20 protein-coding genes and 1 other annotated feature are annotated in these 25788 nt (G+C 30.4%); of the genes, 17 read left to right on the top strand and 3 right to left on the bottom strand.

Annotation, left to right across the window (positions count from 1 at the left end; all coding sequences use genetic code 11):
• Positions 1-225 precede the first annotated feature (225 nt).
• The 4 genes from pfkA to Ccar_RS19185 all read left to right on the top strand — a co-directional run bounded on the left by pfkA (position 226) and on the right by Ccar_RS19185 (position 4689).
• On the top strand, positions 226-1185 hold the full coding sequence (gene pfkA, locus Ccar_RS19200) for a 6-phosphofructokinase (RefSeq protein ID WP_007059265.1): 960 nt from the start codon (positions 226-228) through the stop codon (positions 1183-1185).
• A gap of 42 nt (positions 1186-1227) precedes the next feature.
• Positions 1228-2982 (top strand): pyruvate kinase, encoded by a 1755-nt coding sequence (pyk, locus tag Ccar_RS19195; RefSeq protein WP_007059266.1) that lies wholly within the window; start codon positions 1228-1230, stop codon positions 2980-2982.
• A 125-nt stretch (positions 2983-3107) separates the two neighbouring features.
• Entirely contained in the window at positions 3108-4118 is a 1011-nt protein-coding gene (locus Ccar_RS19190; protein WP_007059267.1) for an aldo/keto reductase, read from the top strand.
• A 208-nt stretch (positions 4119-4326) separates the two neighbouring features.
• Positions 4327-4689 (top strand): DUF1540 domain-containing protein, encoded by a 363-nt coding sequence (locus Ccar_RS19185; protein ID WP_007059268.1) that lies wholly within the window; start codon positions 4327-4329, stop codon positions 4687-4689.
• 51 nt (positions 4690-4740) lie between these two features.
• Here the strand turns inward: Ccar_RS19185 and Ccar_RS19180 are convergent, their stop codons facing one another.
• Positions 4741-5367, bottom strand: coding sequence for a LysE/ArgO family amino acid transporter (locus Ccar_RS19180; protein WP_007059269.1), 627 nt, complete (start codon positions 5365-5367; stop codon positions 4741-4743).
• A gap of 137 nt (positions 5368-5504) precedes the next feature.
• Positions 5505-6959 (bottom strand): MocR-like pyridoxine biosynthesis transcription factor PdxR, encoded by a 1455-nt coding sequence (pdxR, locus tag Ccar_RS19175; RefSeq protein ID WP_007059270.1) that lies wholly within the window; start codon positions 6957-6959, stop codon positions 5505-5507.
• A 210-nt stretch (positions 6960-7169) separates the two neighbouring features.
• Between pdxR and rlmD the strand changes: the two genes are divergently transcribed.
• From rlmD to Ccar_RS19125, 10 genes are all read left to right on the top strand, one after another.
• Positions 7170-8546 (top strand): 23S rRNA (uracil(1939)-C(5))-methyltransferase RlmD, encoded by a 1377-nt coding sequence (rlmD, locus tag Ccar_RS19170; RefSeq protein ID WP_007059271.1) that lies wholly within the window; start codon positions 7170-7172, stop codon positions 8544-8546.
• 17 nt (positions 8547-8563) lie between these two features.
• On the top strand, positions 8564-8755 hold the full coding sequence (locus Ccar_RS19165; protein WP_007059272.1) for a YwbE family protein: 192 nt from the start codon (positions 8564-8566) through the stop codon (positions 8753-8755).
• A gap of 158 nt (positions 8756-8913) precedes the next feature.
• Positions 8914-9213 (top strand): hypothetical protein, encoded by a 300-nt coding sequence (locus tag Ccar_RS19160; RefSeq protein ID WP_007059273.1) that lies wholly within the window; start codon positions 8914-8916, stop codon positions 9211-9213.
• Between the two features lie 1030 nt (positions 9214-10243).
• Complete coding sequence (gene rhaB, locus Ccar_RS19155; protein WP_007059274.1) at positions 10244-11644, top strand: rhamnulokinase; 1401 nt, start codon at positions 10244-10246, stop codon at positions 11642-11644.
• A 15-nt stretch (positions 11645-11659) separates the two neighbouring features.
• Positions 11660-12916 carry an L-rhamnose isomerase gene (gene rhaA, locus Ccar_RS19150; RefSeq protein WP_007059275.1) on the top strand — a complete coding sequence of 419 codons (1257 nt, stop codon included), beginning with the start codon at positions 11660-11662 and terminating at the stop codon, positions 12914-12916.
• A gap of 8 nt (positions 12917-12924) precedes the next feature.
• Positions 12925-13746, top strand: a complete 822-nt coding sequence (rhaD, locus tag Ccar_RS19145) for a rhamnulose-1-phosphate aldolase (RefSeq protein ID WP_007059276.1) — start codon at positions 12925-12927, stop codon at positions 13744-13746.
• A gap of 25 nt (positions 13747-13771) precedes the next feature.
• On the top strand, positions 13772-14932 hold the full coding sequence (gene fucO, locus Ccar_RS19140) for a lactaldehyde reductase (protein ID WP_007059277.1): 1161 nt from the start codon (positions 13772-13774) through the stop codon (positions 14930-14932).
• A gap of 81 nt (positions 14933-15013) precedes the next feature.
• Complete coding sequence (gene rhaM, locus Ccar_RS19135) at positions 15014-15328, top strand: L-rhamnose mutarotase (protein WP_007059278.1); 315 nt, start codon at positions 15014-15016, stop codon at positions 15326-15328.
• Between the two features lie 18 nt (positions 15329-15346).
• Entirely contained in the window at positions 15347-16609 is a 1263-nt protein-coding gene (locus Ccar_RS19130) for an MFS transporter (protein ID WP_007059279.1), read from the top strand.
• Positions 16610-17084: 475 nt separating this feature from the next.
• Positions 17085-18092 carry an AraC family transcriptional regulator gene (locus tag Ccar_RS19125; RefSeq protein WP_007059280.1) on the top strand — a complete coding sequence of 336 codons (1008 nt, stop codon included), beginning with the start codon at positions 17085-17087 and terminating at the stop codon, positions 18090-18092.
• Positions 18093-18394: 302 nt separating this feature from the next.
• On the opposite strand, the gene Ccar_RS19120 is transcribed toward Ccar_RS19125, so the two are convergent.
• Positions 18395-18958, bottom strand: a complete 564-nt coding sequence (locus Ccar_RS19120; protein ID WP_007059281.1) for a PadR family transcriptional regulator — start codon at positions 18956-18958, stop codon at positions 18395-18397.
• A 212-nt stretch (positions 18959-19170) separates the two neighbouring features.
• Between Ccar_RS19120 and Ccar_RS19115 the strand changes: the two genes are divergently transcribed.
• The 3 genes from Ccar_RS19115 (at position 19171) to proS (ending at position 25774) form a co-directional block, all read left to right on the top strand.
• Positions 19171-21165 (top strand): oxidoreductase, encoded by a 1995-nt coding sequence (locus tag Ccar_RS19115; protein WP_007059282.1) that lies wholly within the window; start codon positions 19171-19173, stop codon positions 21163-21165.
• A gap of 301 nt (positions 21166-21466) precedes the next feature.
• A complete protein-coding gene (locus Ccar_RS19110) occupies positions 21467-23863 on the top strand; it encodes a PAS domain-containing sensor histidine kinase (RefSeq protein WP_007059283.1) in 2397 nt (798 codons plus the stop codon).
• Between the two features lie 83 nt (positions 23864-23946).
• Positions 23947-24167 (top strand) — a binding site (T-box leader).
• A 170-nt stretch (positions 24168-24337) separates the two neighbouring features.
• On the top strand, positions 24338-25774 hold the full coding sequence (proS, locus tag Ccar_RS19105; RefSeq protein ID WP_007059284.1) for a proline--tRNA ligase: 1437 nt from the start codon (positions 24338-24340) through the stop codon (positions 25772-25774).
• Positions 25775-25788 lie beyond the last annotated feature (14 nt).

Below are 25788 nucleotides of genomic sequence, written 5' to 3'. Positions count from 1 at the left end.
ATAAACAAAATATATAGAGAGGAAGAGAAATATACCTCTCTATATATTTTAAAAAAAAATATTATATTTTATAGAAATTATTGAATATTTAATGGATTTCGATTAAAATTATTAATATAGGATACTAAAGTTAACAAGATTATGTGTTATAATGTAAAAAAGGAATAAATATTGTATAATGTTCGTGGGACACAAAATGTCCCGGCGGTCGTAGGAGGTATAAGTATGAAAACAATAGCTGTGTTAACAAGTGGTGGAGATGCACCTGGAATGAATGCTGCCATAAGAGCAGTAGTAAGAGCAGGTCTAGATAAGGGCTTAAAAGTAATGGGAATACAAAGAGGTTATAGTGGATTACTAAGTGGTGAAATTTTTCCAATGGATAGACATAGTGTAGCTGATATTATACAACGTGGTGGAACCATGCTAAGGACTGCACGTTGTGAAGAATTTAAAACAGAAGCAGGAAGAAAAAAAGGTGCAAATATATTAAAGACTTTTGGTATAGATGGATTGGTAGTAATAGGAGGAGATGGATCTTTCCATGGAGCTCAATTGTTATCAAAGTTAGGAATAGCAACAGTAGGCTTACCAGGAACTATAGACAATGATTTACCATACACAGATTATACTATAGGCTTTGATACTGCTGTGAACACAGTTTTAGATGCTATAAATAAATTAAGAGATACCTCAACATCTCATGAAAGAGTAAGTATTGTTGAAGTTATGGGAAGGAACTGTGGCGACATAGCCCTTTATGCAGGTCTTGCAGGTGGAGCTGAGAGTATAATTGTTCCTGAGAAAGGCTACAATCAAGATGAACTATGCAGAACTATTTTAGAAGGTAAGCTAAGAGGAAAAATGCATAATCTAGTAATACTTGCAGAAGGTATTGGTGGAGCAGATCAGTTAGCTGAAAAAGTAGAAGAAATTACAGGCATAGAAGCAAGAGCTACTAAACTTGGACATATTCAAAGAGGTGGAAGTCCTACTTGTGCAGATAGAGTATTGGCTTCTAGAATGGGATTTAAAGCTGTTGAATTATTATCAGAAGGAAAGTCTTCAAGAGTGGTTGGAGTAATTGATGGCAAGATAGAAGATATGGATATAGATGAAGCATTAGCGATTCCAAGAAATTTTGATGAGAAGCTTTATGACATTGCAAAAATATTATCATATTAAGATATAAGTAAATTCTAAATATATATTAAGGAGAGTAAAGCTATGCAAAAGACTAAAATGATTTTTACAATTGGACCAGCAAGTGACACAGAAGAGGTTTTGTCAAAGTTAATTGAAGCTGGAATGAGTGCTTCAAGACATAATTTTTCTCATGGTGATCATCAAGAACATGGAGAAAGAATAGAACTAGTAAAAAAGTTGAGAAAAAAATATAATAAGCAAATAGGAATAATACTTGATACTAAAGGACCTGAAATAAGAACAGGATATTTTCCAGAAAAAGTAGAATTAGTTGAAGGTACAAATTATACAATAGTTTGTGGTGAAGATGTAGATGGAGATGCTACAAGATGTAATTTAAGCTATCGTGAACTATATAAAGATGTTAAACCAGGAGACATGATATTAATGGCTGATGGTTTAATTGGTATGGAAGTTCAAGAAGTTAAAGGAACTGATATACATTGTATTATAAGAAATAGTGGAATGATAACTACTAAAAAAAATGCCAATGTACCAAATGTAAAAACTAACCTTCCTGCTTTTACAGAAAAGGATGTTGAGGATTTAAAATTTGGTTGTGAAATAGGTGTTGATTATGTAGCAGCATCTTTCATAAGAAAAGCAGCAGATGTTTTAGCTGTAAGAAAATTGTTGGAACAATTTGGTGGACATGATATACAAATAATCTCTAAGATAGAAAATCAAGAAGGTGTTGATAACATCGATGAGATAATCAAGTTTTCAGATGGAATAATGGTTGCCAGAGGAGATATGGGATCAGAAATTCCAATAGAAAGAGTTCCATCAACTCAAAAAATGATAATTGAAAAGTGTAATAAAGCTGGTAAGTTTGTTGTAACAGCTACACAAATGTTAGATTCAATGGAAAGAAATCCTAGACCAACTAGAGCAGAAGCTTCAGATGTAGCTAATGCTATATTAGATGGTACTGATTCTGTAATGTTAAGTGGAGAGTCAGCAAATGGAAAGTGGCCTGTAGAAGCAGCTCAAACAATGGGTAGAATAGCTAGAGAAGCTGAGTCCACAATAAAATATAAAGAAACATTAAATAAAATGAAAGATTCTCATATTTATACTGTGGCAAATGCTATCAGCTTAGCTACATGTACAACTGCAGCAGAATTGAATGCATCAGCTATAATAACAGCTACACAAAGCGGATATACAGCAAGAATGGTTTCTAAATATAGAACAGCAAGTCCTGTCATAGCTGTAACTCCAAGTGATAAAGTTGCTAGAGGATTGGCTTTAAATTGGGGAGTATTCCCAATATGTGCACAAAAAATGAATTCTACAGATGAATTAATAGAGAAATCTGTAGAAATGTCTCTAAAGACTGGATATGTTAAAAAGGGAGACTTAGTTGTTATAGCAGCAGGTATACCTGTAAGTTATTCAGGAACTACAAATATGCTTAAGGTTCATATAGTTGGAGATATACTAGTTCAAGGTAGAGGTGCAGGTACTAAACCAGGTTATGGTAATGTAAAAATAGTTAAATCAGCTAAAGAAGCAAATGAAATTGTTGAAAAAGGAGATATCCTTGTTGTAAAGAGTTTAGATAGAGAATATATATCTGTACTTGATAGAGTTGCTGGCGTAATAGGAGAAGAAGGTGGATTAACTTCACATCTAGCTATAGAATGTATATCAAGTGAGATACCTATTATATGCAATGCAGGTGGTGCAACCGAAGTATTAAAAACAGGAGCCTTTATTACAATGGATGTTGTAAGAGGAATTGTTTATAATGGAAGAACTAATATAATGTAAATCCAAAGACTGTCTTTTATGGCAGTCTTTTATTTTAAATTCAATATCACTTTTATTGACATTTTGTATATGTAATAGTAAAATGCCCATTAAGTAAATTATTAAATTGATAAGGAGTGAAGCATATGAATTATAGAAATTTAGTTAGTTCAGGATTAAAGGTTTCAGTAATAGGTTTTGGAGGAATTCCTATACAAAGAATTGATAACGAAAGTGCCAAGGATGTTATAATAGCTGCAGAAGAAAAAGGAATAAACTTTATAGATACAGCTAGAGGTTATTCTGTATCTGAAGAGTACATAGGTGAAGCATTATTGGGAAGAAGAGATAAATGGATTATTGCTACTAAATCTATGTCTAGAGACAAGCAATCTATGACCAATGATGTAAATAAAAGTTTAAGCAATTTAAAAACTGATTACATAGACCTTTATCAATTACATAATGTAAAAACTATGGAAGACTATAATAAAGTTTTAAGTGAAGATGGAGCTTATGAAGCTTTATTAAAATTTAAACAAGAAGGGAAAATAAAGCATATAGGAATAACTTCTCACAGCCTTGAAATTTTAGAACTTGCCATTGAAAGTGGAAAGTTTGAAACAATAATGTATCCATATAATATAGTAGAGGATCAAGCAGAAAAGCTTTTTAAAAGAGCAAAAGAATTAAATATAGGAATAATAGCTATGAAGCCAATGGCAGGTGGAGCTATAAATAATGGAACATTAGCATTAAAATATATATTAAAGAATGAAAATGTAACCTGTGCTATACCAGGAATGGGAAAAGTAGAAGAGGTAGAAGAAAATGCTGCAGTTGCTTCAAACGATATCAAATTAACAGAAGATGAAAAACTGGAAATTAAGAAAATATCAGATGAGTTAGGTACTGAATTTTGTAGACGATGTGGATATTGTGCACCATGTACAAAGGGAATAGACATACCAGGAATATTTTTATTACAAGGTTATAAAGAAAGATATAACTTAAAAAAGTGGGCAGAAGATAGATATGAGGCTTTAGAGGTTACTGCAAAAGATTGTATAGAATGTGGAAAGTGTGAGTCTAGATGCCCATATAATTTGCCAATTACAAGAATGTTAAAGGATGTAAAGAAAACTTTTGGAAAATAAAATAATTTTTATGAAAGTTTTTCTTGAAAATTTATATAAAATTATGTATAATAAGATGGTTTATGGTTAAAATAACATGATAGGGAAATAAGAGACAACTGATTCTATTTCTAGCACCTTTTTTAAAAGGTGCACTTTTTTTAGGTATAAAATTCCTTCAATTAACAAAAAGTATAATAAATTTATTAATAATTTGGAGGGATATTTTATGAGTGGGAAATTAAGCTGCAATGCAGAAAAGTGTGTAAACAATATAAATGGTCTTTGTTCTGCTAATAATATACATATAACAGGAGATGAATCTCACAGCAGTAGAGAAACTGGATGTGAAACTTTTTCGCCAAAAGGTCTTGTAAATGCTATGTCTAATTTTACAAATATGAATTTAGTAGGGCAGTTTAAACAATTATTTAGCGCGGATTCTATAGAGATGAGTCCAGAAATAAAATGTGAAGCTGAAAACTGTATTTATAACGTAAATGAATTATGCACAGCAAGTAATGTTCAAGTATATGGTCCTGACGCAAGAACTACTAGGGAAACTGAATGTGAAACTTTTAAAGAACATTAAAGTAAGCGGATTTATCCGCTTGCTTTTTGATTTTTTAATTTTTTATAGAAATTATACAGCATATATAATTTTTATAAAGGAATATAATAATTTAAGTCCGTAAAATATAACCACGCAGCCACAAAGTATGTTTATTTTTCTTAGAATTTTTTCGTTAAAGATATTTTTAAAAATAGAAAAAATTGTAGCTAAAAAAGTAAACCATACTAGGGAAGCAGTACATACTCCACCAATAAAAAAATCATAGGAGTTTAATGGTAGAGATGCTCTGAAACTGCCTAACAATAAAGTACCATCTAATATGGCTTGAGGGTTAAGCCAAGTCACAGTAAAGCATGCTAATGCTACTTTTGATAAGGGTATATTTAAATTTGTTGAAGTTTCTGTTGATAAGGTAGGCTTAGATTTTATAAGCGACATTCCTATATATAAAACAATAATACTTCCTAATAACAGTATTGTCAGTTTGAGAAAATTAAACTTATTAATAAGTAATCCTATGCCAAAAAAACTTGAAAGAGATAAACTTATATCAAAAAATATAGTTATAAAGGCCACTTCATAAGCTCTTTTTTTACTCATAGATATAGATGAGTTTATTACATATAGGTTTTGCATTCCAATTGGTGCAACATAGCTAAGACCTAAAATAAATCCTTGAATTAAATATTTTATCATAGATATTATCCTCCTGAATTAAGGTTTCTAATGTAAATTATAGTGTTAGTTAAGGATAATATCTCCAACCAAAAGGATAAAAGTTTTACCAACCAAAGAAAAGCAAGCTGTATATATAGAATACAGCAGATTTTTATTTATATTTTGAGAAAACTTCTAACTATATGTGATAATTTTTCTAAACCTATTTTCATTTCTTCTAAGGAAGCATAAGAATAAGATATTCTTAAATTTTGATTATTAAGAGAATCGTATATACTTCCTGGATTAATAAGTATATTTTCCTTTGCTGCTTGGGAGAATAACTTATTCATTGATATAGGCGAATTTAATTTTAGCCATATATAGAAACCTCCTTTAGGAATATTCCAAGTAGCTATATCAGCAAAATTTTCATTTAAAGTTTTTAAGGCATTATCTCTTTGAATTTTTAATTTAGACCTTACATTATTAAGATGTTCACTATAAAGTCCACTTTTTATCCATTCTGCTAATATTAGTTGAGATAAGGAACTAGAGCCATAGTCTGTTTGCATTTTTATATCAGCTAATCTTTCAACTACTGGTTCAGGACCAATAAGCCATCCAATTCTAAAACCTGGTGCAAGGGATTTTGACACGCTTCCAAGGTAAAGCACATTTCCGTTTTTGTCCCAGGATTTTAATGGCAGGGGAGGTATTTCATCTAACCATAATTCTCTATATACATCATCTTCAATAATAGGAATTCTATGTTTTTCGCATAAATCTAATATTTCCATACGTCTATTTTTAGTCATTACAATTCCTGTAGGATTGTGAAAAGTAGGAATTGTATATAATAAAGTATTGACTTTATTATTAATTTCTTTTGATATTTCAGCAGGAATAATGCCTCTGTTATCCATTTTTGTCCCAATCATATTCATACCCATTGATTGGAATATGTGAAGGGACTTTAAATAAGATGGTTTTTCTATTAAAATTTTAGAACCTAAAGGCAAAATTGATAAAGCTATTAATTGTAGGGCTTGAAGTGCTCCAGAAACAATAAGGATGGAAGAGGGTTTAACGTTTATCCCATAAATTTTAAGATATTCACTTAAAATAGTTCTTAGTTCTAAAAGACCTTTACCTTCAAGATAGCCTAAGGACATAATTTTGTTTGAGCATTTATTTAATATTTTATCCATCATATTTTTAGGAAACAATTGAGGTCCGGGTTCACCAGTGCCCAATCGTATAATATCTTTTTTATATTCCAGCTTATTAACCATTTGAATTGTGTGAAGATTAGGTTTGTGTATACTTCCTTCAATATAATTTTGCCAATTTAACTTAGACTTTGATGAAAGCAGGGACCAGGTGCTATTTACTATTCTAGTACCGCCACCGCTGTTTCCTTCAATGAAACCTTTACTTTTTAATTCATCAAAGGCTTCTACTATAGTGCTTCTATTTACTTTAAAGTCTTGAGCCAACTGCCTTTGTGAAGGGAGTTTAGTACCCACAACCCAATTGCCAGTAGATATTTCGTTTATTATATAATCTACAATTTGTTTGTATAAAGGTTTAGAATTATTTTTTTTGGGTTCCCAGTTAATGTTTATCAAAAACTAATACACCTCCTGTATAATATATAAAGTTTTTGCTTATCAATAAAAAATATAATATACTTTAGCTAATTTTATATAAAAATAAAATATCCTTTAAATTATATTTTAATAGTTAATGTTAATAAAAACAAAATAAAAAACTTAATAGACAAATTTAATACTAAACTGTAGAATAGTGAAAGAAGATTTAATATGGTAGGTGGAAGAATGAATAAAAACATTTCTATAAATAAAAATGAAGAATATGATATGAAGATAACAGGAATGGGGTATGAAGGCGAAGGAGTAGGTAAAATAAACGATTTTACAGTCTTTGTGCTTGGCGCTTTATTGAATGAGAAGGTTAAAGTAAAAATAGTTAAAGTAAACAAGAATTTTGCTTTTGCAAAACTTGTAGATGTTATAGAAGCTTCTGAACACAGAACTGAGCCAGTTTGCAGTATATACAAAAGGTGCGGAGGATGTCAGCTTCAACATTACTCTTATCAGGCACAGTTAGATTTTAAAAAGCAGAGAGTTAAAGATTGTATAGAAAGAATAGGAAAGCTAAAAATATCAGAAGTAAATTTACATGATACTATTGGCATGAATGATCCTTATAGATATAGAAACAAAGTTCAGCTGCCTGTAGGAGAAAAAAATGGAGAAGTCAATATAGGATTTTATGCTCAGAGAACTCATGAAATAATAAATATGGACACCTGTAATATACAGCATGAAGCAGCAGACAAGGTATTAAAATTGATAAAAAGTTGGATGAAAAAATATAATATAAAATCTTATAATGAACAATTACATACTGGAAGTATAAGACACATAATGGTTAGGAAGGCATTTAAAACAAATGAGGTTATGGTTGTTGTTGTTACTAGAAGTAATGAGTTGCCTCATAAAGAAGAGCTTGTAGAAATGCTGCTAGAAAGCAAGGAGAACATTGTTAGTATTATACAAAATGTAAATAGTAAAAAAACTAATGTGATTTTAGGAATAGAATGTATAACTTTGTGGGGAAAAGATAATATAAGTGATTATATAGGCGATTTTAAATTTAATATATCTCCATTATCCTTCTTTCAAGTTAATCCAGTACAGACAGAAGTTTTATATAACAAGGCATTGGAATATGCTTCATTGACCGGAAATGAAACTGTGTTTGACGCATACTGCGGTACAGGTACTATATCATTATTTTTATCTCAAAAGTCTAAAAAGGTATATGGAATTGAAATAATCCCACAGGCTATAGAAAATGCCAAGATAAATGCAAAGCAAAACAATATTAATAATGCTGAATTTATAGTAGGGGAATCTGAAAAGATTATACCCGAACTTATAAAAAAAGGTATAAAAGCAGATGTAGTAGTAGTGGACCCACCAAGAAAGGGATGTGAAAAGAGTCTTTTAGAGGCTATAGCGCAAATGGCTCCTGAAAGGATAGTATATGTTTCTTGCGATCCAGGAACTTTGGCTAGGGATTTGAGCATATTAGATGAATTAGGATATACGGCTACTGAGATTCAACCTGTAGACATGTTCCCGCAGACCGCTCATGTGGAAACTGTGGTTAAGCTATATAGAAAATAAGAAAGAAGAGTGATACTATGGATGGAACGATACGAAAAGATATAAAAATAGGAACAAAAGTATTAGTAGTACAAAAACAAGATCAGCGTTCAGGAAAGTTAACTGAGGGTGTAGTACAAAGACTCCTTACAAACTCTGCAGTTCATCCTCGTGGTATCAAAGTTATGCTTGAGGGTGGAATTGTAGGAAGAGTTAAAGAAATAAAGTGAATTTTGGCATAGTAAAAGGTGCTCGGCGTTATGGTTGGGTGCTTTTTATTATGAGTAAAAATAGAAATCACCTTTAAGCTAAAAAATAATATAATTAACGCGTTGTTTTAAATTTGAAATTCCTAAATATTAAAGCATTAACAATTGCAGGTTTATTGATGTTCGGAAATGAATGGGATATAACTAAAGAAGTGCCGGAGTATTTTCTTGATTATAGAGAAAAAAGTGATAATGCAGCTGAAGTTAGATGGGAAGATAGAGTAACGTCTCAAGATGGAACCTGGAGTGGAAATATATTCGATTTTTATTTTAAAGTTATAAACAAATTAACGTCAGATATCAATATTCCATTTAAACTTAAAGGAATTGTAAGAGAGGATGATACATCAGTACATAAGGCGCTTCGTGAGGCATTGGCTAATGCGTTAATACACGCCATGAAAAGGAGTAGCTACTAGATATGTGTTAATCGATCAAAAATAATCGACCGCTTAATCAATTGATTGAGCGGTCGATTAAACGGTCGATTGAGTGATTAGCGAATGGAAAAGCAAGATGAAAAGCTACACAATTACAATTATATAATCAATCAAACTATTAAAATATAAATGACGGAAAGAACGAAACTTTCCGCCAAGGTAGAAATTATAATAAAATTTAATATGATATAGAAAGTTATGGGAAAATCTTTAGAGCCCTTATATATCAATACTTTCAGAGTATATAAAAATATATTAAAATACAAGAGTGTAAAAATTAGTCATATTAAACAAACTGCCCGTGTAGGTACTGTGTGTTGCTAAAAGAGCTGGAAAATAAATGAGATGTAGCTACAGCATTAATAAAATGCTGGAATGAGGTCATTCTTGGCAAAGATACAAAGGTGCTTAACATATATGATATACTTGCTAACAATATGAATAGTTTTTTCTCCATCCACCTTTCCTAATACTTGAATTGCTATACTTACGTTTATTTTTTTATTCTCCTCATTTTTATTTATATATAAAGAAAAGCATAAAAAGTAAATACACCCACGGTGGTGTAATTTTTTTTATGCTTTATTAGATTCACATAAAAGTTACGTGCTGCTCTATATTAAGTTTGCTTATCTTTTTAATAATAAAAAATGCATTAATCGTATAGATCAATGCATCTTAATTATCATGTTCATACTTGGCTTGCTATGACAGTAGTAACTGACAGGTTCTAAGGAGTAGGTTTTATCTTTCTCAACTATTTTTTTTAGAAATAATTAGAGAATACTTGTGAATTTATAGATGTAGCTTTTACTTTTGAAACAGATAGATTTTTCTGCAACATGAGTATTGTCTGAAATATCAGTTTATGTAGATATAACGAAAAATATTGAACGGATTTTGATAATGAGTAAACCTTTTTATGATACTGTGATAACGATTAATTGAAGATATAATTGAATTCAGAGAATGAAATTTATTATGTATTTTCAATAAGGAGTTATAAGTTATGGAATATTATTTGGGTATAGATATTGGTGCCTCCAGTGGAAGACACATTTTATCTCATATAGAAAATGGAAAATTGAAAATTGAAGAAATATATAGGTTTGAAAACGGAATAAAAAAAATAAATGGTGAATATTGCTGGGACGTTGAGAGATTATTCAGTGAAGTTAAAAATGGAATAAAAAAGTGCAGGACTATTGGTAAAATTCCAAAGACTATAGGAATAGATACTTGGGGTGTTGATTTTGTGCTGTTGGATGAAAAGGATAACTTAATAGGAAATGCAGTATCATACAGGGACGACAGGACTGAAGGCTTTATGGAAAAAGCTTTTGAAAAAATACCGAAAGATATGCTCTATTTATATACTGGAATTCAATTTCAGAGATTTAATACATTGTATCAATTGCTTTCTATAAAGGAAAAACATAGTGATTATCTTAAGAGAGCAAAGACCTTTTTAATGATTCCTGATTATTTAAATTTTTTACTTACAGGTAAAAAAACCGCAGAGTATACTAATGCCTCTACAACTCAGCTTTTGAGTTCTTTTGATAAAACTTGGGATTACAATATTTTGGATACCTTTGGAATAAATAAAAATATGTTTCCTGAAATAAGGCTTCCTAAAACAAAATTGGGAGGGCTAAGAAAAAAATTTGTTGAAGAGTTTGGCTTTGATTCAGAAGTTATATTGGCAGCATCACATGATACAGGATCAGCTTTTATAGCTTCAGTATGCAATGATGATGACAGTATATTTTTAAGCTCTGGAACATGGTCACTCATCGGTGTTGAAAACCATTTCCCTATATGTGTTCCCCAAGCTATGGATTACAATTTTACAAATGAAGGTGGAATCGATTATAGATATAGATTTTTGAAAAATATAATGGGTCTTTGGATTATTCAAGAAGTTAGGCGAAATATTGATAATAAATACAGTTTTGTAGAAATAGCAGAGATAGCTAGGAAATATAGAAATTTTAAATCAATAATCAATGTAGATGATGATAGATTTCTGAAACCTAAAAATATGATCCAAGAAATAAAGAATTATTGTTCTGAGACAAATCAAGATATTCCAGAGGATATAGGTGAAATTGCATTTTGTGTTTTCAATAGTTTGGCTTACAGTTATAAATCTTCAGTAGAATCTCTAGAGGAAATATTTGAAAAAAAATTTAAAAGGATAAATATTTTTGGTGGAGGTTGTAAAAATGATCTGTTAAATGAATTAGTTGCAGAGGTTACTGGAAAAGAAGTCTTTGCGGGACCATCAGAAGCAACTGCAGTAGGAAATATTTCAGCCCAGATATTAAGCCTTGGGATATGTAAAAATTTAAGTGAAGTAAGAGAATTAATGAAAAAGTCTTTTGATATAAAAAAATTCAATAAATAATTGGAGGTAGATTAAATGAGCATTAAGGAAAAATATGAATTGGCAAAAAAGGAATATGAAAAATGGGGGATAGATGTTGACAAAGCTTTAGAAGATCTCAAAAAAGTAAAAATATCAATACACTGTTGGCAAGGAGATGATATTGCAGGATTCGAAGTAAACCAAAAAGAATTGTCAGGAGGAATTGCAGCTACTGGAAATTACCCAGGTAAAGCAAGAAATGCAGAAGAACTTAGAAAAGACCTCGATAAGGCTCTTAGTCTTATTCCTGGAAAACATAAAGTCAATCTTCATGCAATATATGCTGAAACTGATGGGAAGTTTGTAGATCGAGATGAGATAAAACCTGAGCATTTTGGAAACTGGGTTTCATGGGCCAAGAAAAATGGATTGGGACTTGATTTTAATCCTACAATATTTTCTCATGAAAAGGCAGACGATGGTCTTACACTTTCTCATCCAAACAAAGAAATTCGTGATTTTTGGATAAGACACTGTATTGCTTCAAGAAAAATTGGAGAATACCTTGGAAAAGAACTTGGACAACCCTGTTTGACAAATCTATGGATACCAGATGGATATAAAGATATTCCAAGTGACAGACTTGGTCCAAGACAGCGTCTTAAAGATTCTTTGGAACAAATATTCAAGGAAAAAATAGATAAAAAATACAATCTTGATTCTGTAGAATCAAAGGTTTTTGGAATAGGAGCTGAATCCTATACAGTTGGTTCAAGTGAATTTTATATGAACTTTGCAGCTAAAAATGATGTATTGTGCTTAATGGATACAGGGCATTATCATCCTACAGAAGTAGTTTCAGATAAAATTTCAGCAATGCTTTTATTCTCTGATAAAATTGCTCTTCATGTAAGTAGACCAGTTCGTTGGGACAGCGACCACACTATAATTTTGAGTGATGAGCTTAAAGAACTTGCAAAGGAAATAGTAAGAAATGATGCTCTTGATAAAGTAATAATAGGTCTTGATTTCTTTGATGCAAGCATAAATAGAGTAGCTGCATGGACTATGGGAACAAGAAATATGATAAAAGCACTTTTAAATGCAATGCTTCTTCCAAATAAAAAATTAAAAGAACTTCAAGATGAAGAAAATTATACTGACAGACTTGCCTTAATGGAAGAATTCAAGACATATCCAATGGGTGCTGTATGGGATTATTATTGTGAGATAAATAATGTACCTGTTAAAGAATCATGGCTGGATGAAGTTAAAAAGTATGAAAAAGAGGAATTATCAAAGAGAAAGTAGGGATAAGAATGAAAGTTGAAAATGCAAAATTTGTAAAGGATTATATAAAGATAACTTATGATGCATGGCTTAAGGGATGGCATGAACGAAATGGAGGAAACTTGAGTTATAGGATAGGAGAAGATGAAATAAAAGATGTGAAGGATCAACTTAGCGAAAACTCTGAGTTTGTTCCAATAGGAGTATCTGTTTCTAATTTGGCTAATGAATATTTTCTTGTAACTGGAAGCGGAAAATATATGAGAAATGTAATACTTGATCCTGAAGCTAATATAGGTATAGCAAAGATAGATGATAAAGGTGAAAACTACAAGATAGTTTGGGGCCTTTTAAATGGTGCAAAACCTACAAGTGAATTTCCTTCTCATCTTATGAGTCATTCAGTAAAGAAAGAAGCTACAGGCGGAAAAAACAAAGTCATATATCATTCTCATACTACTAATTTGATTGCACTTACTTTTGTTTTGCCGCTTGATAGCAAGGTGTTTACAAGAGAACTTTGGGAAATGGCAACAGAATGTCCTGTAGTATTTCCTTCAGGAGTTGGGGTAGTGCCATGGATGGTTCCTGGTGGAGCAGCAATTGCAAGAGAAACTAGCAAATTGATGGAAGAATTTGATGTAGTAATATGGGCTCATCATGGAACTTTTGTTGCAGGTGAGACTATGGACCTTGCTTTTGGCCTTATGGATACAGCAGAAAAATCAGCTGAAATCCTTGTAAAAGTATTGTCAATGGGTGGAAAAAAACAGACTATAACTGCAGATAATTTTAGAGATCTTGCAAAAGAATTTCATGTTACTTTACCGGAAAAATTTTTATATGAATAACTAATTTAATAAGGAGAGATTGTAGATGATAAACCGTATAGTTCTTAATGAAACTTCTTATTTTGGAAAGGGCGCTATAAGTGTAATTCCAGAAGAAGTTAAAAAAAGAGAATTCAAAAAAGCTTTTGTTGTTACAGATAAGGATTTACTCAAATTTAATGTAGCACAAAATGTAACCAAAAAACTTGAAGATTCAGGAATTCCCTATGAAATTTATGATAATGTGAAGCCAAATCCTACAATAGAGAATGTTCTTACTGGAGTTAAAAGTTATGCAGATTCAAAAGCTGATTTCATTATTGCAATTGGTGGAGGATCTTCAATGGACACTTCAAAGGCAATAGGCATCATAACAAATAACCCGGAATTTTCAGATGTGAAATCTCTTGAAGGAGTAGCAGAAACAAAAAATAAAGCTGTTCCTATAATAGCAGTCCCAACAACAGCAGGTACGGCTGCAGAAGTTACAATTAACTATGTCATTACTGATACAGAAGCTGTTAAGAAAATGGTATGTGTTGATCCTAAAGATATTCCTATAATGGCAGTTATTGATCCTGAGATGATGGCTTCAATGCCTAAGGGACTCACTGCTTCAACAGGTATGGATGCTCTTACTCATGCTATAGAAGGATATATTACAAAAGGTGCATGGGAACTTACTAATATGTTTGAGCTGAAAGCAATAGAACTTATATCAAAAAATCTTGAAACTGCAGTTTTTGAACCTAAAAATATTGAAGCAAGAGAAGCAATGGGAGTTGCTCAATACATTGCAGGTATGGGATTTTCAAATGTAGGACTTGGAATAGTTCATTCCATGGCACATTCACTAGGTGCATTTTATGATACGCCTCATGGAGTTGCCAACGCTCTTCTTTTGCCGTATGTAATGGAGTATAATGCACCATCAACTGGAGAGAAATATAGGGAAATAGCACGTCAAATGGGAGTTTTAGGTGTAGATGAATTAACTGTTGATGAGTATAGAAAAGCAGCTGTGGATGTAGTGAGAAATTTATCTAAAAAAATAGGAATTCCACAGACCTTATCTGAAATTGGAGCAAAGGAAGAAGATCTTCCAAAACTTTCAGAAATTGCCTTCAAGGATGTATGTACCCCTGGAAATCCAAGGGATACTTCTGAAACTGAAATTCTTAATATATATAAAAAAGCTTTTAAATAAATAGTTTTATATTCTGCATCATGTAGTGTGATGCAGAATACTATTCAATAATTATGAAATTAAAAAATTGGAGGGATAAAATTGGTTAGAAAAGGAATTGTAATGAAGGTATATGAAGGTTTTCATGAAGAATATCAGAGAAGGCATAGTCAAATTTGGCCTGAAATGGTTAACATGATACATGAATATGGTGCAAAGAACTATTCCATTTTTCTTGATAAAGAAACTAACACTTTATTTGGTTATCTTGAAATAGAAGATGAGGAAAAATGGAATAAAAGCTCAGAAACAGAAATATGCCAAAAATGGTGGGCTTATATGAAGGACATAATGAAAACGAATGCAGATAACAGTCCTGTATCAGTTGATTTAAAAGAAGTATTTCATATGGATTAATAATTGGGGGGGATTTAAGTGGCTAATGAAAAATCTAAATTTAAGGAAACAATAACTGTTTCCATGTCAAATTTTTTAGATGCGGGTGCAATTGTAGCAGGTGCAAGTGGATTAACGTTATGGATGAATTACTTACATTTAAATGATATGGCACTTGGGCTTTTAGGAGCAGTTAGTGCAAATGGATTTGGCGCAGCACTTGGAGCATTAATAGGTGGTCCTTTATCAGATAAATATGGGCGAAAATTTATATATAGATATGATTTAATTGTATATATGATTGGAGTTTTACTTATAACTTTATCAATGAATTTTCCTATGCTTTTGATTGGATATATTATTACAGGTATAGCAGTAGGTGCAGTAGTTCCTGCATCATGGAGTTATTTAGGAGAACAGGCTCCATCAGGAAAACGTTGTGCAAACATTGGATGGGGTCAATTTTCATGGGGATTTGCACCTATGACTATATTTATTTTATCCATCTTTTTAAACAAACATGGACTTTTAGGAAACAGAATTATGTTTGGAATATTATTTGTAATTGCACTTATTACATGGATTCTACAACAGCAGATTGAGGAATCAAAAATTTGGACAGAACAAAAAGAAAAGGAGAAGTCCTCAGATTTCGTAAAAGCTCCTACTAGTGAAATATTTACAATAAAGGCAAACAGGCAAGCATTTATTCTTGCTGCAGGTACTTATACTTTATGGAATTTAGTTGCTGGACTACAGGGATACTTTCTACCATTCATTTTCAGTAAAATAGGCAACTTAAATAATTTGCAATCAAATGCATTAAATATACTTATATGGTTTTTAACAATTTTATTTACTTATTTGGTATTCATAAGAAAAGGCGATAAATGGAATCGTAAAGTAGTGTTTTCAGTTGCATGTGTTATGGAAGTTTTAGCATGGGTTGTTCTTGTGTTTGCACCTATGGGTTGGGTTTCACTAATAATTTTTGATATTTTATGGGGAATTTCAGCAGGATTTAGTGCACAATGTTTCTTTGCATTATGGAGCGTTGAACTGTTTAAGACTCAATATAGAGGAAAAGCTCAAGGTATTATATTTTTCTTAGTACGTGCTGGAGTTGGTATAGTTTCATTAGTTTTTCCAACTATGTTGACTGCATTTGGATTTCAAAAAACTGGATTGTTTTTGATTTCGGTTTTAGCTATCCAATTAATTATTGGACTAGTTTATACTCCTGAAACTAGAGGAATGAGCGTTGAAGAAATAGAAAGACAAAGATATGCAAGCGGTTATTAATAATTTATATTTTAGTAACTAAGTATAAAACTCTAGTGCTTTATGTTAATCTTATTAAGAGAATAGATTAATATAAAGTACTAGAGTTTAATTAAAGGTTAACTTTGATTATAGTTTTATATACAAGAATATAGAACTATAATCAAAATTATACAATTATTTTTTAGAAAATTTTAAAAGTGGTATTTTATATGATTTCTTATTTTTTATGACTATAGAAGCTTGAAAAAGGGTGTATCTTGAAAAATGTTAATGTTTAGATGTAGTATTATATAATATCGATAATAAAGCAAGGACTTTAAGAATACCTAAAATTTTTTATTATTTAGAGTTTTAAAATTCAAAAAAATTCAAGAGACACTATGACGCAAATTTAAATTTTAGTGATAGAAAAAAATAGTTTTAATAAAGTTAAGCAAATGAGTGTTTCAGAAGTAAGATAAAGGCTAATAATTTATATTAGTGGGGTGATATTTTGAATATTAAGGATCTTGATAAAAGTCTTAGAGAATTGAGTCCAAGCGAAATAAAACTTAAAAAGTTATTAAAAAATAAGAAAGATAAGGCAAAAATTGAAGAGTGTTTTTCAAATGAAATATTAAAAGACTATTGGGTTATTAATAACTCTAAACTTATGAAAAATTCAGAGGATATATCGATACATAAACATGATAGGTTTATTGAATTTAAGAAACACAGCCATGATTATCTTGAAATGATGTTTGTTTATTCAGGAAGCATAAAGCAAATTATCGAAGATACTGATGTGGAAATAAAAAAAGGTGAAATACTTCTTATGGATATGAATGTGGAACATAGCATAAAAGAAGCACAAGAAAATGATATAGCAATAAATGTTTTAATAAAAGAAGAATTTTTCAATTGGATATTTATGAATCAAATTGCAGATAATGATTTAATATCAAATTTTATTGTAAAAGCGTTGTATAATAAAAACAAATTTAGACAATTTCTATGTTTTGAAACTTCTAAAAATAAAAGAGTATGGGATTTTATGATAAATATATTAATTGAGTATTATGAAAATAAAAATGGTATGGAAACAGCTATAAGATCTTATATAGTACTAATTTTTAATGAACTTTTAAGATGTTATAATGAATATTTACCATCAAGTGTTATTAATAAAGTAGAGTCTAATATATATGTAGAAATAGTTAAGTATATAGACAAAAATTATAATGATTTAAATCTTAAAGATTTGGCTAATTATTTTAGTTATAGTACGGATTACATGGGAAAATTAATTAAAAAAGTTACTGGCAATACGTTAACAGAATTACAGAAAAAAATAAAATTGGATAAGGTAAAATATTTATTGAAAAATTCTGATTTTTCAATAGAAGAAATAATCAGAAAGGTAGGATATTCCAACTTAAGTTATTTTTATAAACAATTTAAAGAAGATGTGGGCATGACCCCTGATAAATATAGAAAAAATTCTATAACCCTTAATATATAAAGAAGATTTTAAAAAAATAATATAAAAACTTTACACTAACTAATTTGTGATATAGCATAATATGATATGAAGTAAGACCTTTGCATTACAGAGAAAATCTGTTGTACAAAGGTCTTTTTTATAAATTTTCTTTTTCTTCTCTCTATGCTTGCTTTGAGATGCACGGTTACAACATTCTGGAATACAATATTTATGATAAAGCAACGCTTTTTATTTTACAAAAAGCTGTGGAAGAACTAGATAGTGAAGAATGTGAAATTATTTATGGCGATAGCCACTTTTATTTCTATACAAATGTTGAATTACTGTTTATCTTCTGCTCCATTTGTAATTTTTTTTATGCAGTCCTCAAGCCAATCTATATAATTTTTTTCTCTCATAATAGCACCAGTTAAAACAATATAGTCACCAAAATCAGAAGAAGATACTTTAGATACATCTTTTTTCTTTAAAAGCTCTTCCATAGAATTTTCTAGATACTCCAATCTTTCGTTATGTTTATTTAATTCACTTTTAAATTGCTTTAATAAAGTATTAATATCCATTTCATCACAAAAGTAAGCCTTGAGTCTAAAAATATCTTTAGGTGTTTGCTGTAAAGGTTCATCTTTTGCCAGCCATTTTTGCAAAGCTTTTTTTCCTTTTTCAGTAATGGTGTACAATTTTTTTTCTAATTTTTCTCCTTGTATTACTGTTTCATAGGAAATGAGACCTTCATCTGTGAGTTTTTTTAGTTCTGGGTATATTTGGCTATGTTTTGCATACCAAAATTCTACTAATGTATCATTAAATTTTTTGGTTATATCATATCCGGTTAGTGGACTTCTATTAATAAGTCCTAAAATTGCATACTTTAAAGTCCTCATATTGTGTTAACACCTCATTCTTTCTATATAGATATTTTATCATTACTTTATATAAAATTAAATAGAATATGAAAAAATAAACATGTAAACCTTGACATGTTTATTTGTTAAATATATAATTATCTATATAAAGAATACTGCGCGGTTGTCTTTAGATATGTAAATAAATTAAGTGCAAAATACCTATACTATTTATCATTAGGAGTGGTTTTATGAATAAGTATAAAAAATTATTTGAACCAATCAAAATTGGAAAGTGCGAAATAAAAAATCGTTTTGCATTAGCACCAATGGGACCGTTAGGATTAGCTGACAGCGAGGGTGGATTTAATCAAAGAGGAATTGATTACTATACTGAAAGAGCAAAAGGTGGTACTGGATTAATTATTACAGGAGTTACTTTTGTAGATAATGAAGTTGAAGAACACGGTATGCCAAATTGTCCATGTCCTACTCATAATCCTGTTCAATTTGTTAGAACTGCAAGAGAAATGACTGAGAGAATACATGCTTATAATGCTAAAGTATTTTTACAAATGTCAGGTGGATTTGGTAGAGTTACTATACCAACTAACCTTGGAGAATTTCCACCAGTTGCACCATCCCCAATTCAACATAGATGGCTTGACAAAACTTGTCGTGAACTTACAATAGATGAAATAAAGTCCATAGTTAAAAAATTTGGAGATGGAGCTTATAATGCAAAAAGAGCTGGTTTTGACGGAGTGCAAATCCATGCTGTTCATGAAGGATATCTTATAGACCAATTTGCTATTTCATTGTTCAACCATAGAACAGATGAATATGGTGGCAGTTTGGAAAATAGACTTCGTTTTGCACGTGAAATAGTTGAAGAAATTAAAAATAGATGTGGAGAAGATTTTCCAGTAGCTCTTAGATATTCACCAAAGAGTTTTATTAAAGATTTAAGAGATGGAGCGCTTCCTGGTGAAGAATTTGTTGAAAAGGGAAGAGATTTAGAAGAAGGAATTGAGGCTGCTAAATTACTTGTATCCTATGGATATGATTCATTGGATACAGATGTTGGATCATATGATTCATGGTGGTGGAGTCACCCACCAATGTATCAAGAAAAGGGATTATACAGACCTTATGCTAAATTGATGAAGGACACTGTAGATGTTCCTATTATATGTGCAGGAAGAATGGATGATCCAGATATGGCACTTGAAGCTGTTGAAAATGGAACTTGCGATATGATAAGTCTTGGAAGACCATTACTTGCAGATCCTGATTATGTAAATAAGCTAAGAAGTAATAATTGTAAATCAATTAGACCTTGCATATCATGTCAAGAAGGATGTATGGGAAGAATTCAGCATTATTCTATGCTTAACTGTGCTGTAAATCCTCAGGCATGTAAAGAAAAAGACAATGCACTTCTACCTATATTAAAGAAGAGAAAAGTTTTAATAATTGGTGGTGGTGTAGCAGGTTGTGAAGCAGCAAGGGTTTTAGCACTTAGAGGACATGAACCAGTAGTTTATGAAAAGAGTGATAGATTAGGAGGCAACCTTATTCCAGGTGGAGCTCCAGAGTTCAAAGAGGATGATATTGCTTTAGCTAACTGGTATGCACATACATTGAAAGAATTAAATGTAGAAGTAAATTTAAATAGTGAAGTTACTAAAGAACAAGTTTTAAATTCTGGTGCAGATAGCATAATAATTGCTACAGGTTCTACACCAAAGGTATTTTCACTTGGAGATGATGATAAAGTATTTACAGCAGCAGATGTGCTAATAGGAAAGAAAGACTGCGGAAATACTACTGTTGTAGTAGGTGGCGGTTTAGTTGGATGTGAGACTGCACTTGATCTTGCTAAGAAGGGTAAGAAGGTAGTTATAGTAGAAGCATTAAATAAAATACTTGCACTAAATGGACCTTTATGTTCTGCAAATAGTGAAATGCTTGAAAGACTTATTCCATTCAATGGTATTGAGGTAAGAACAAATTCAAAAGTTAAATCATATAAAGATGGAATTTTAGAAGTTGAAACAGAAAAGGGAATAGATAAAATACAATGTGATTCAGTAATACTTTCTGTTGGATATAAAGAAGAAAATTCTTTATACAAGGAATTAGAATTTGAAGTTCCAGAAATTCATCTTTTAGGTGATGCTCGTAAGGTTGCAAATATCATGTATGCTATTTGGGATGCTTATGAAGTTGCCAATCATATATAACAAAACACATAAAAAAGTAGTTAACATATATTAAAATCAAGTTCAATTAAATAATAAAGTCCCCAATCTTAATAATAGATGGGGACTATTTTTTTTAGTAAAATATCTGTTAATTAGTGTATTTTTATAACCGATACAATAGATAAACTTGATATGTTATATAAGCTTTCATAATTCTGTAGTTATACAATTATAGTAAAAGTTTTAAAATAAAATGCATTATGGTAAAATATAGTTAAACAATATATGATAAATAAGTATGAAAATGATTATTTATTAATAAACCATGGGGGACTATTCTATGAAATGTACTTTGAAGGATAGAATTAACTTAATTGAGCAGCTTGATCCAAGCAACAAAACTGCAGTTGCTATATGCAGTTTTCCAGATTTAATTGTTTTAGAAGCAAATCAGAACTACCTAAATTTTTTAAATAATTCACATAATAAAATAGATAATATTATAGGCAGAAAGCTTGAAAGTATAGCAGGGTGTTATAAGGAAAGCACTTTAGAAAAGGCTTTTAAAAATGTTATTAAAAATGGTAAACCATATTATGTTAATGAATTCAATTTTAAAGAAGAAATTTATTGGGATTTATCTATAGTTCCAGTATATACTGATGAAAAAATAGAGTATATAATTCAAACTTATGTGGATGTAACAGAGAGAGTTTTGAACAGGAATATTATAGAGAAACAAGAAAGGGTTATTAAAGAACAAAAACAAGAATTAGAAAGTATTGTTGAAAATATGTTTGATGGGGTGCATATTTTTGATAGAAACTATAAATGTTCTATATTAAATAATAGTGGAAAGAAAATATTCTATAATGAAGATTTAATGAAAAACAGTGAGAATGTACTAAAGTGCACAAATTATTATGATTGTGAAGGTAACTTAATTGAAGAGGAAGACTTACCTAGCAGGAAAGCTATAAAGGGAGAACGACTTAAAGGGTACAGATTAATGTGCAAAAAACCAGATGGAGTTTATTATTACGATATAAATTCAAGTCCTATTTATGATAAAGATGGTAATATTATAAAAGCTATTTTTTGTTCACATGATATAACGGAACAGGTAAAAAAAGATGAATTGATAAGGTATCAGAAAGAAAAACTAGAAGCTATTATTGAAAATATATCTGATGCTTTAGTAATTTTTGATGGAAACGGGGACTTTACAATAGTTAATAAAGCAGCTAGAAATTATTTGTTTTATAATAAGGTGCTGAATAATGTAAAAGAAGTTTGTGAACAAGTTGAATGTACTGATATAGACGGAAACTTGATTTCAAGTGAAAACTTACCTGCTGAAAGGGTATTAAAGGGTGAAAAGTTATCACCATGTAAAATTTTTATGAAAATTAATAATAAAAGAGTCAATATAGAATTAAATGGCACTCCGGTATACAATAAACAAGGTGAATTTGTTGCAGGTATAATATGTTTTCGTGACGTTACTGAAAAGGTAAAAAGTGAAGAAGATTTATTAATAAAAACTCAATATGGATTGTTAAATAGAATGGTGGAAAATTTAGATTTGCCTGTTATAACTTTGTCTTATCCAGATTTAAAAATTACGCATATTAATCAAAAAGCTTATAAATTTATTAGTGGTTTAAAGCCTGGGATAAAGTCGATATCCTCACTTAAAGGAAAAAATTATTCTGACATTATAACTAATTTTAATAAGTATATGCTGCTTAAGCATATTAAAGATATAGTGAATAAGAAAGAAACTTCTTATTTAAAATATATAAGGTTGATAGTAGATGGAGAAGAAGTATTTGTAAAAAAACTATATCAACCGGTTTTGGGACTTAATGGTGAACTAGCACAAGTAGTTGTAATTTTTATGGATGTGACTCAAGAGATAGAGGCTAAGCTTAAAATGGAAAAAACCCTCAAAATGCATGAACAATTTTTAACTAACATATCTCACGAACTAAAAACACCTTTGAATGTAATATTTAGTTCTGCCCAACTACTAGAGTTATATTTGAAAAACAAGTCTGTAGAAGAGAATAAAGAAAAAATCATTAAAGATACTTATTTTATAAGACAGAACTGCTATAGACTTATAAAGCTTATAGGAAATATAATAGATTTGTCAAAGATTGAATCTGGTTTTTTTAAACTAAATTTGTCTAATGAAAATATAGTAAGTGTAGTTGAAGATATCGTTCAATCAGTATCAGAATATGTTGAGAGTAAAGATTTAAGTATTATTTTTGATACAGATGTGGAAGAAAAAATTATTGCTTGTGATCCTGATAAAATTGAGAGAGTTGTACTTAATCTTATCTCTAATGCAATTAAATTTTCTGATCCAGGAGATGAAATCTATGTAAACATTGCTGATAAAAATGAAACCGTTGAAATATCGGTAAAAGATAATGGTATAGGAATTGACAAAAATCATTTAAATGCTATTTTTGAAAGGTTCAATCAAGTAGACAAGTCTTTCACTCGTAATGCAGAGGGAAGCGGAATTGGATTATGTTTAGTAAAATCAATAGTTGAATTACATGGTGGAAAAATAAGTGCTGAAAGTAAACTAGGTGAGGGAAGTACATTTAAAATAGAACTTCCTTTAAGGGTAATAGAAAATGAAAAAAGTGCTGCAGAAAATAAATGTAATAATAAAATTGAAATGATAAATATTGAATTTTCTGATATATATTCAATGTGATTTTAAAAATATTATCATTATTCTATTGACAATTAGGTTTTTATATTTTATCATATAAAATAAGTTTAAAAAGTAAAAATATTATAAATACAAAGAAAAGGACTAGTAAAAATGTCAATCTTTTTGAAGAGAGGGAATGGTTGGTGAAAAGTTCCTAGAAGATTATTTTGAACCTACCTTGGAGTTCTGTACTGAAATAATAGTAGGATACAGCGGGTAATAACCGTTAATAATTAAGAGTGAATATGTTTTATAGAAATGTATTAAACAGGGTGGTACCGCCGATATAGTCTTGGTCCCTTATTGGGATTAAGGCTTTTTTTAGTTTAAAAAAATCTATAAACGTTCTTCATATTTTTAGTAAGTAAAAAAATAATATATAATGCATTATTTTTATTTTAGTTGTCAAGGATGTTAAAGTAAGAAATTAATAGTTATTGAATAAACTCATTACAATTATAGGAGGGTATTAAAATGGAAAAAGATAAGAAATTAGTAGAACAAATTACACCAATGGATGAAGATTTTGCACAATGGTATACAGATATAATAAAAAAGGCAGAACTTGCTGATTACTCAAGTGTTAGAGGTTGTATGATTATACGTCCTTATGCTTACGCAATGTGGGAAAATATTCAAGGTGATTTAGATAGAAGATTTAAAGAAACAGGACATGAAAATGTATATATGCCTATGTTTATACCAGAAGGTTTACTTCAAAAGGAAAAAGATCATGTTGAAGGTTTTGCACCAGAAGTTGCATGGGTAACTCAAGGAGGAAATGAAGAATTAACTGAAAGATTATGCGTACGTCCTACATCAGAAACATTATTCTGTGAGCATTATGCTAAAACAGTTCAATCATATAATGATTTACCAAAACTATACAACCAGTGGTGTTCAGTTGTAAGATGGGAAAAAACTACACGTCCTTTCCTTAGAACTACAGAATTCTTATGGAATGAAGGTCATACTGTACATGCAACTCAAGAAGAGTCAGAAGAAGAAACAATTAGAATGTTAAATGTATATGCAGATCATGTTGAACAAATGCTTGCAATTCCTGTTATAAGAGGTGAAAAAACTGAAAAAGAAAGATTTGCAGGTGCAATTGGAACTTATACTATAGAAGCTTTAATGCATGATGGAAAAGCACTTCAAGCAGCTACTTCTCATAATTTTGGAACTAACTTTGCTGAAGCTTTTAATATGCAATATACAGATAAAAATGGTAAATTACAATATGTTCATCAGACATCATGGGGAATAACTACACGTTTAATAGGTGCAATAATAATGGTTCACGGAGATGACAGTGGTCTTAAACTTCCACCAAGAATAGCACCAATTCAGGTTGTTATAGTTCCTATAGCTCAACATAAAGAAGGCGTTTTAGAAAAGGCAGCTGAGTTGAAGGCAAGAATATCTAAGATAGCTAGAGTAAAAGTAGATGATAGTGACAAAATGCCAGGTTGGAAATTTGCTGAATATGAAATGAAAGGTGTTCCAATCCGTTTAGAAGTAGGACCTAAGGATATTGAAAAGAATCAAGTTGTACTTGTAAGAAGAGATAATGGAGAAAAGATATCAGTTTCAATGGATGAAATAGAAACAAAAATACCATCACTTTTAGATGACATACACAATGCTATGTTTGAAGCTGCTAAAAGGGTTAGAGAACAAAAAACTAGTTCAGCAGTAAACATGGAAGAATTTAAAGATATAGTTGAAAATAAAACAGGTTTTGTTAAAGCTATGTGGTGTGGAGATAGAGCTTGTGAAGATAAGATTAAGGAAGAAACTGGTGCAACATCTAGATGTATTCCATTTAAGCAAGAAAAGATATCAGATACTTGTGTATGCTGTGGCAAAAAGACTGATAAAATGGTTTACTGGGGAAGAGCATACTAAAAATAATTTAAGTA

The organism is Clostridium carboxidivorans P7, assembly GCF_001038625.1.
GTDB lineage: Bacteria > Bacillota > Clostridia > Clostridiales > Clostridiaceae > Clostridium_AM > Clostridium_AM carboxidivorans.
The sequence above is the reverse complement of the archived record's forward strand: the minus strand, read 5'-3'. Positions and strand labels throughout refer to the sequence as shown.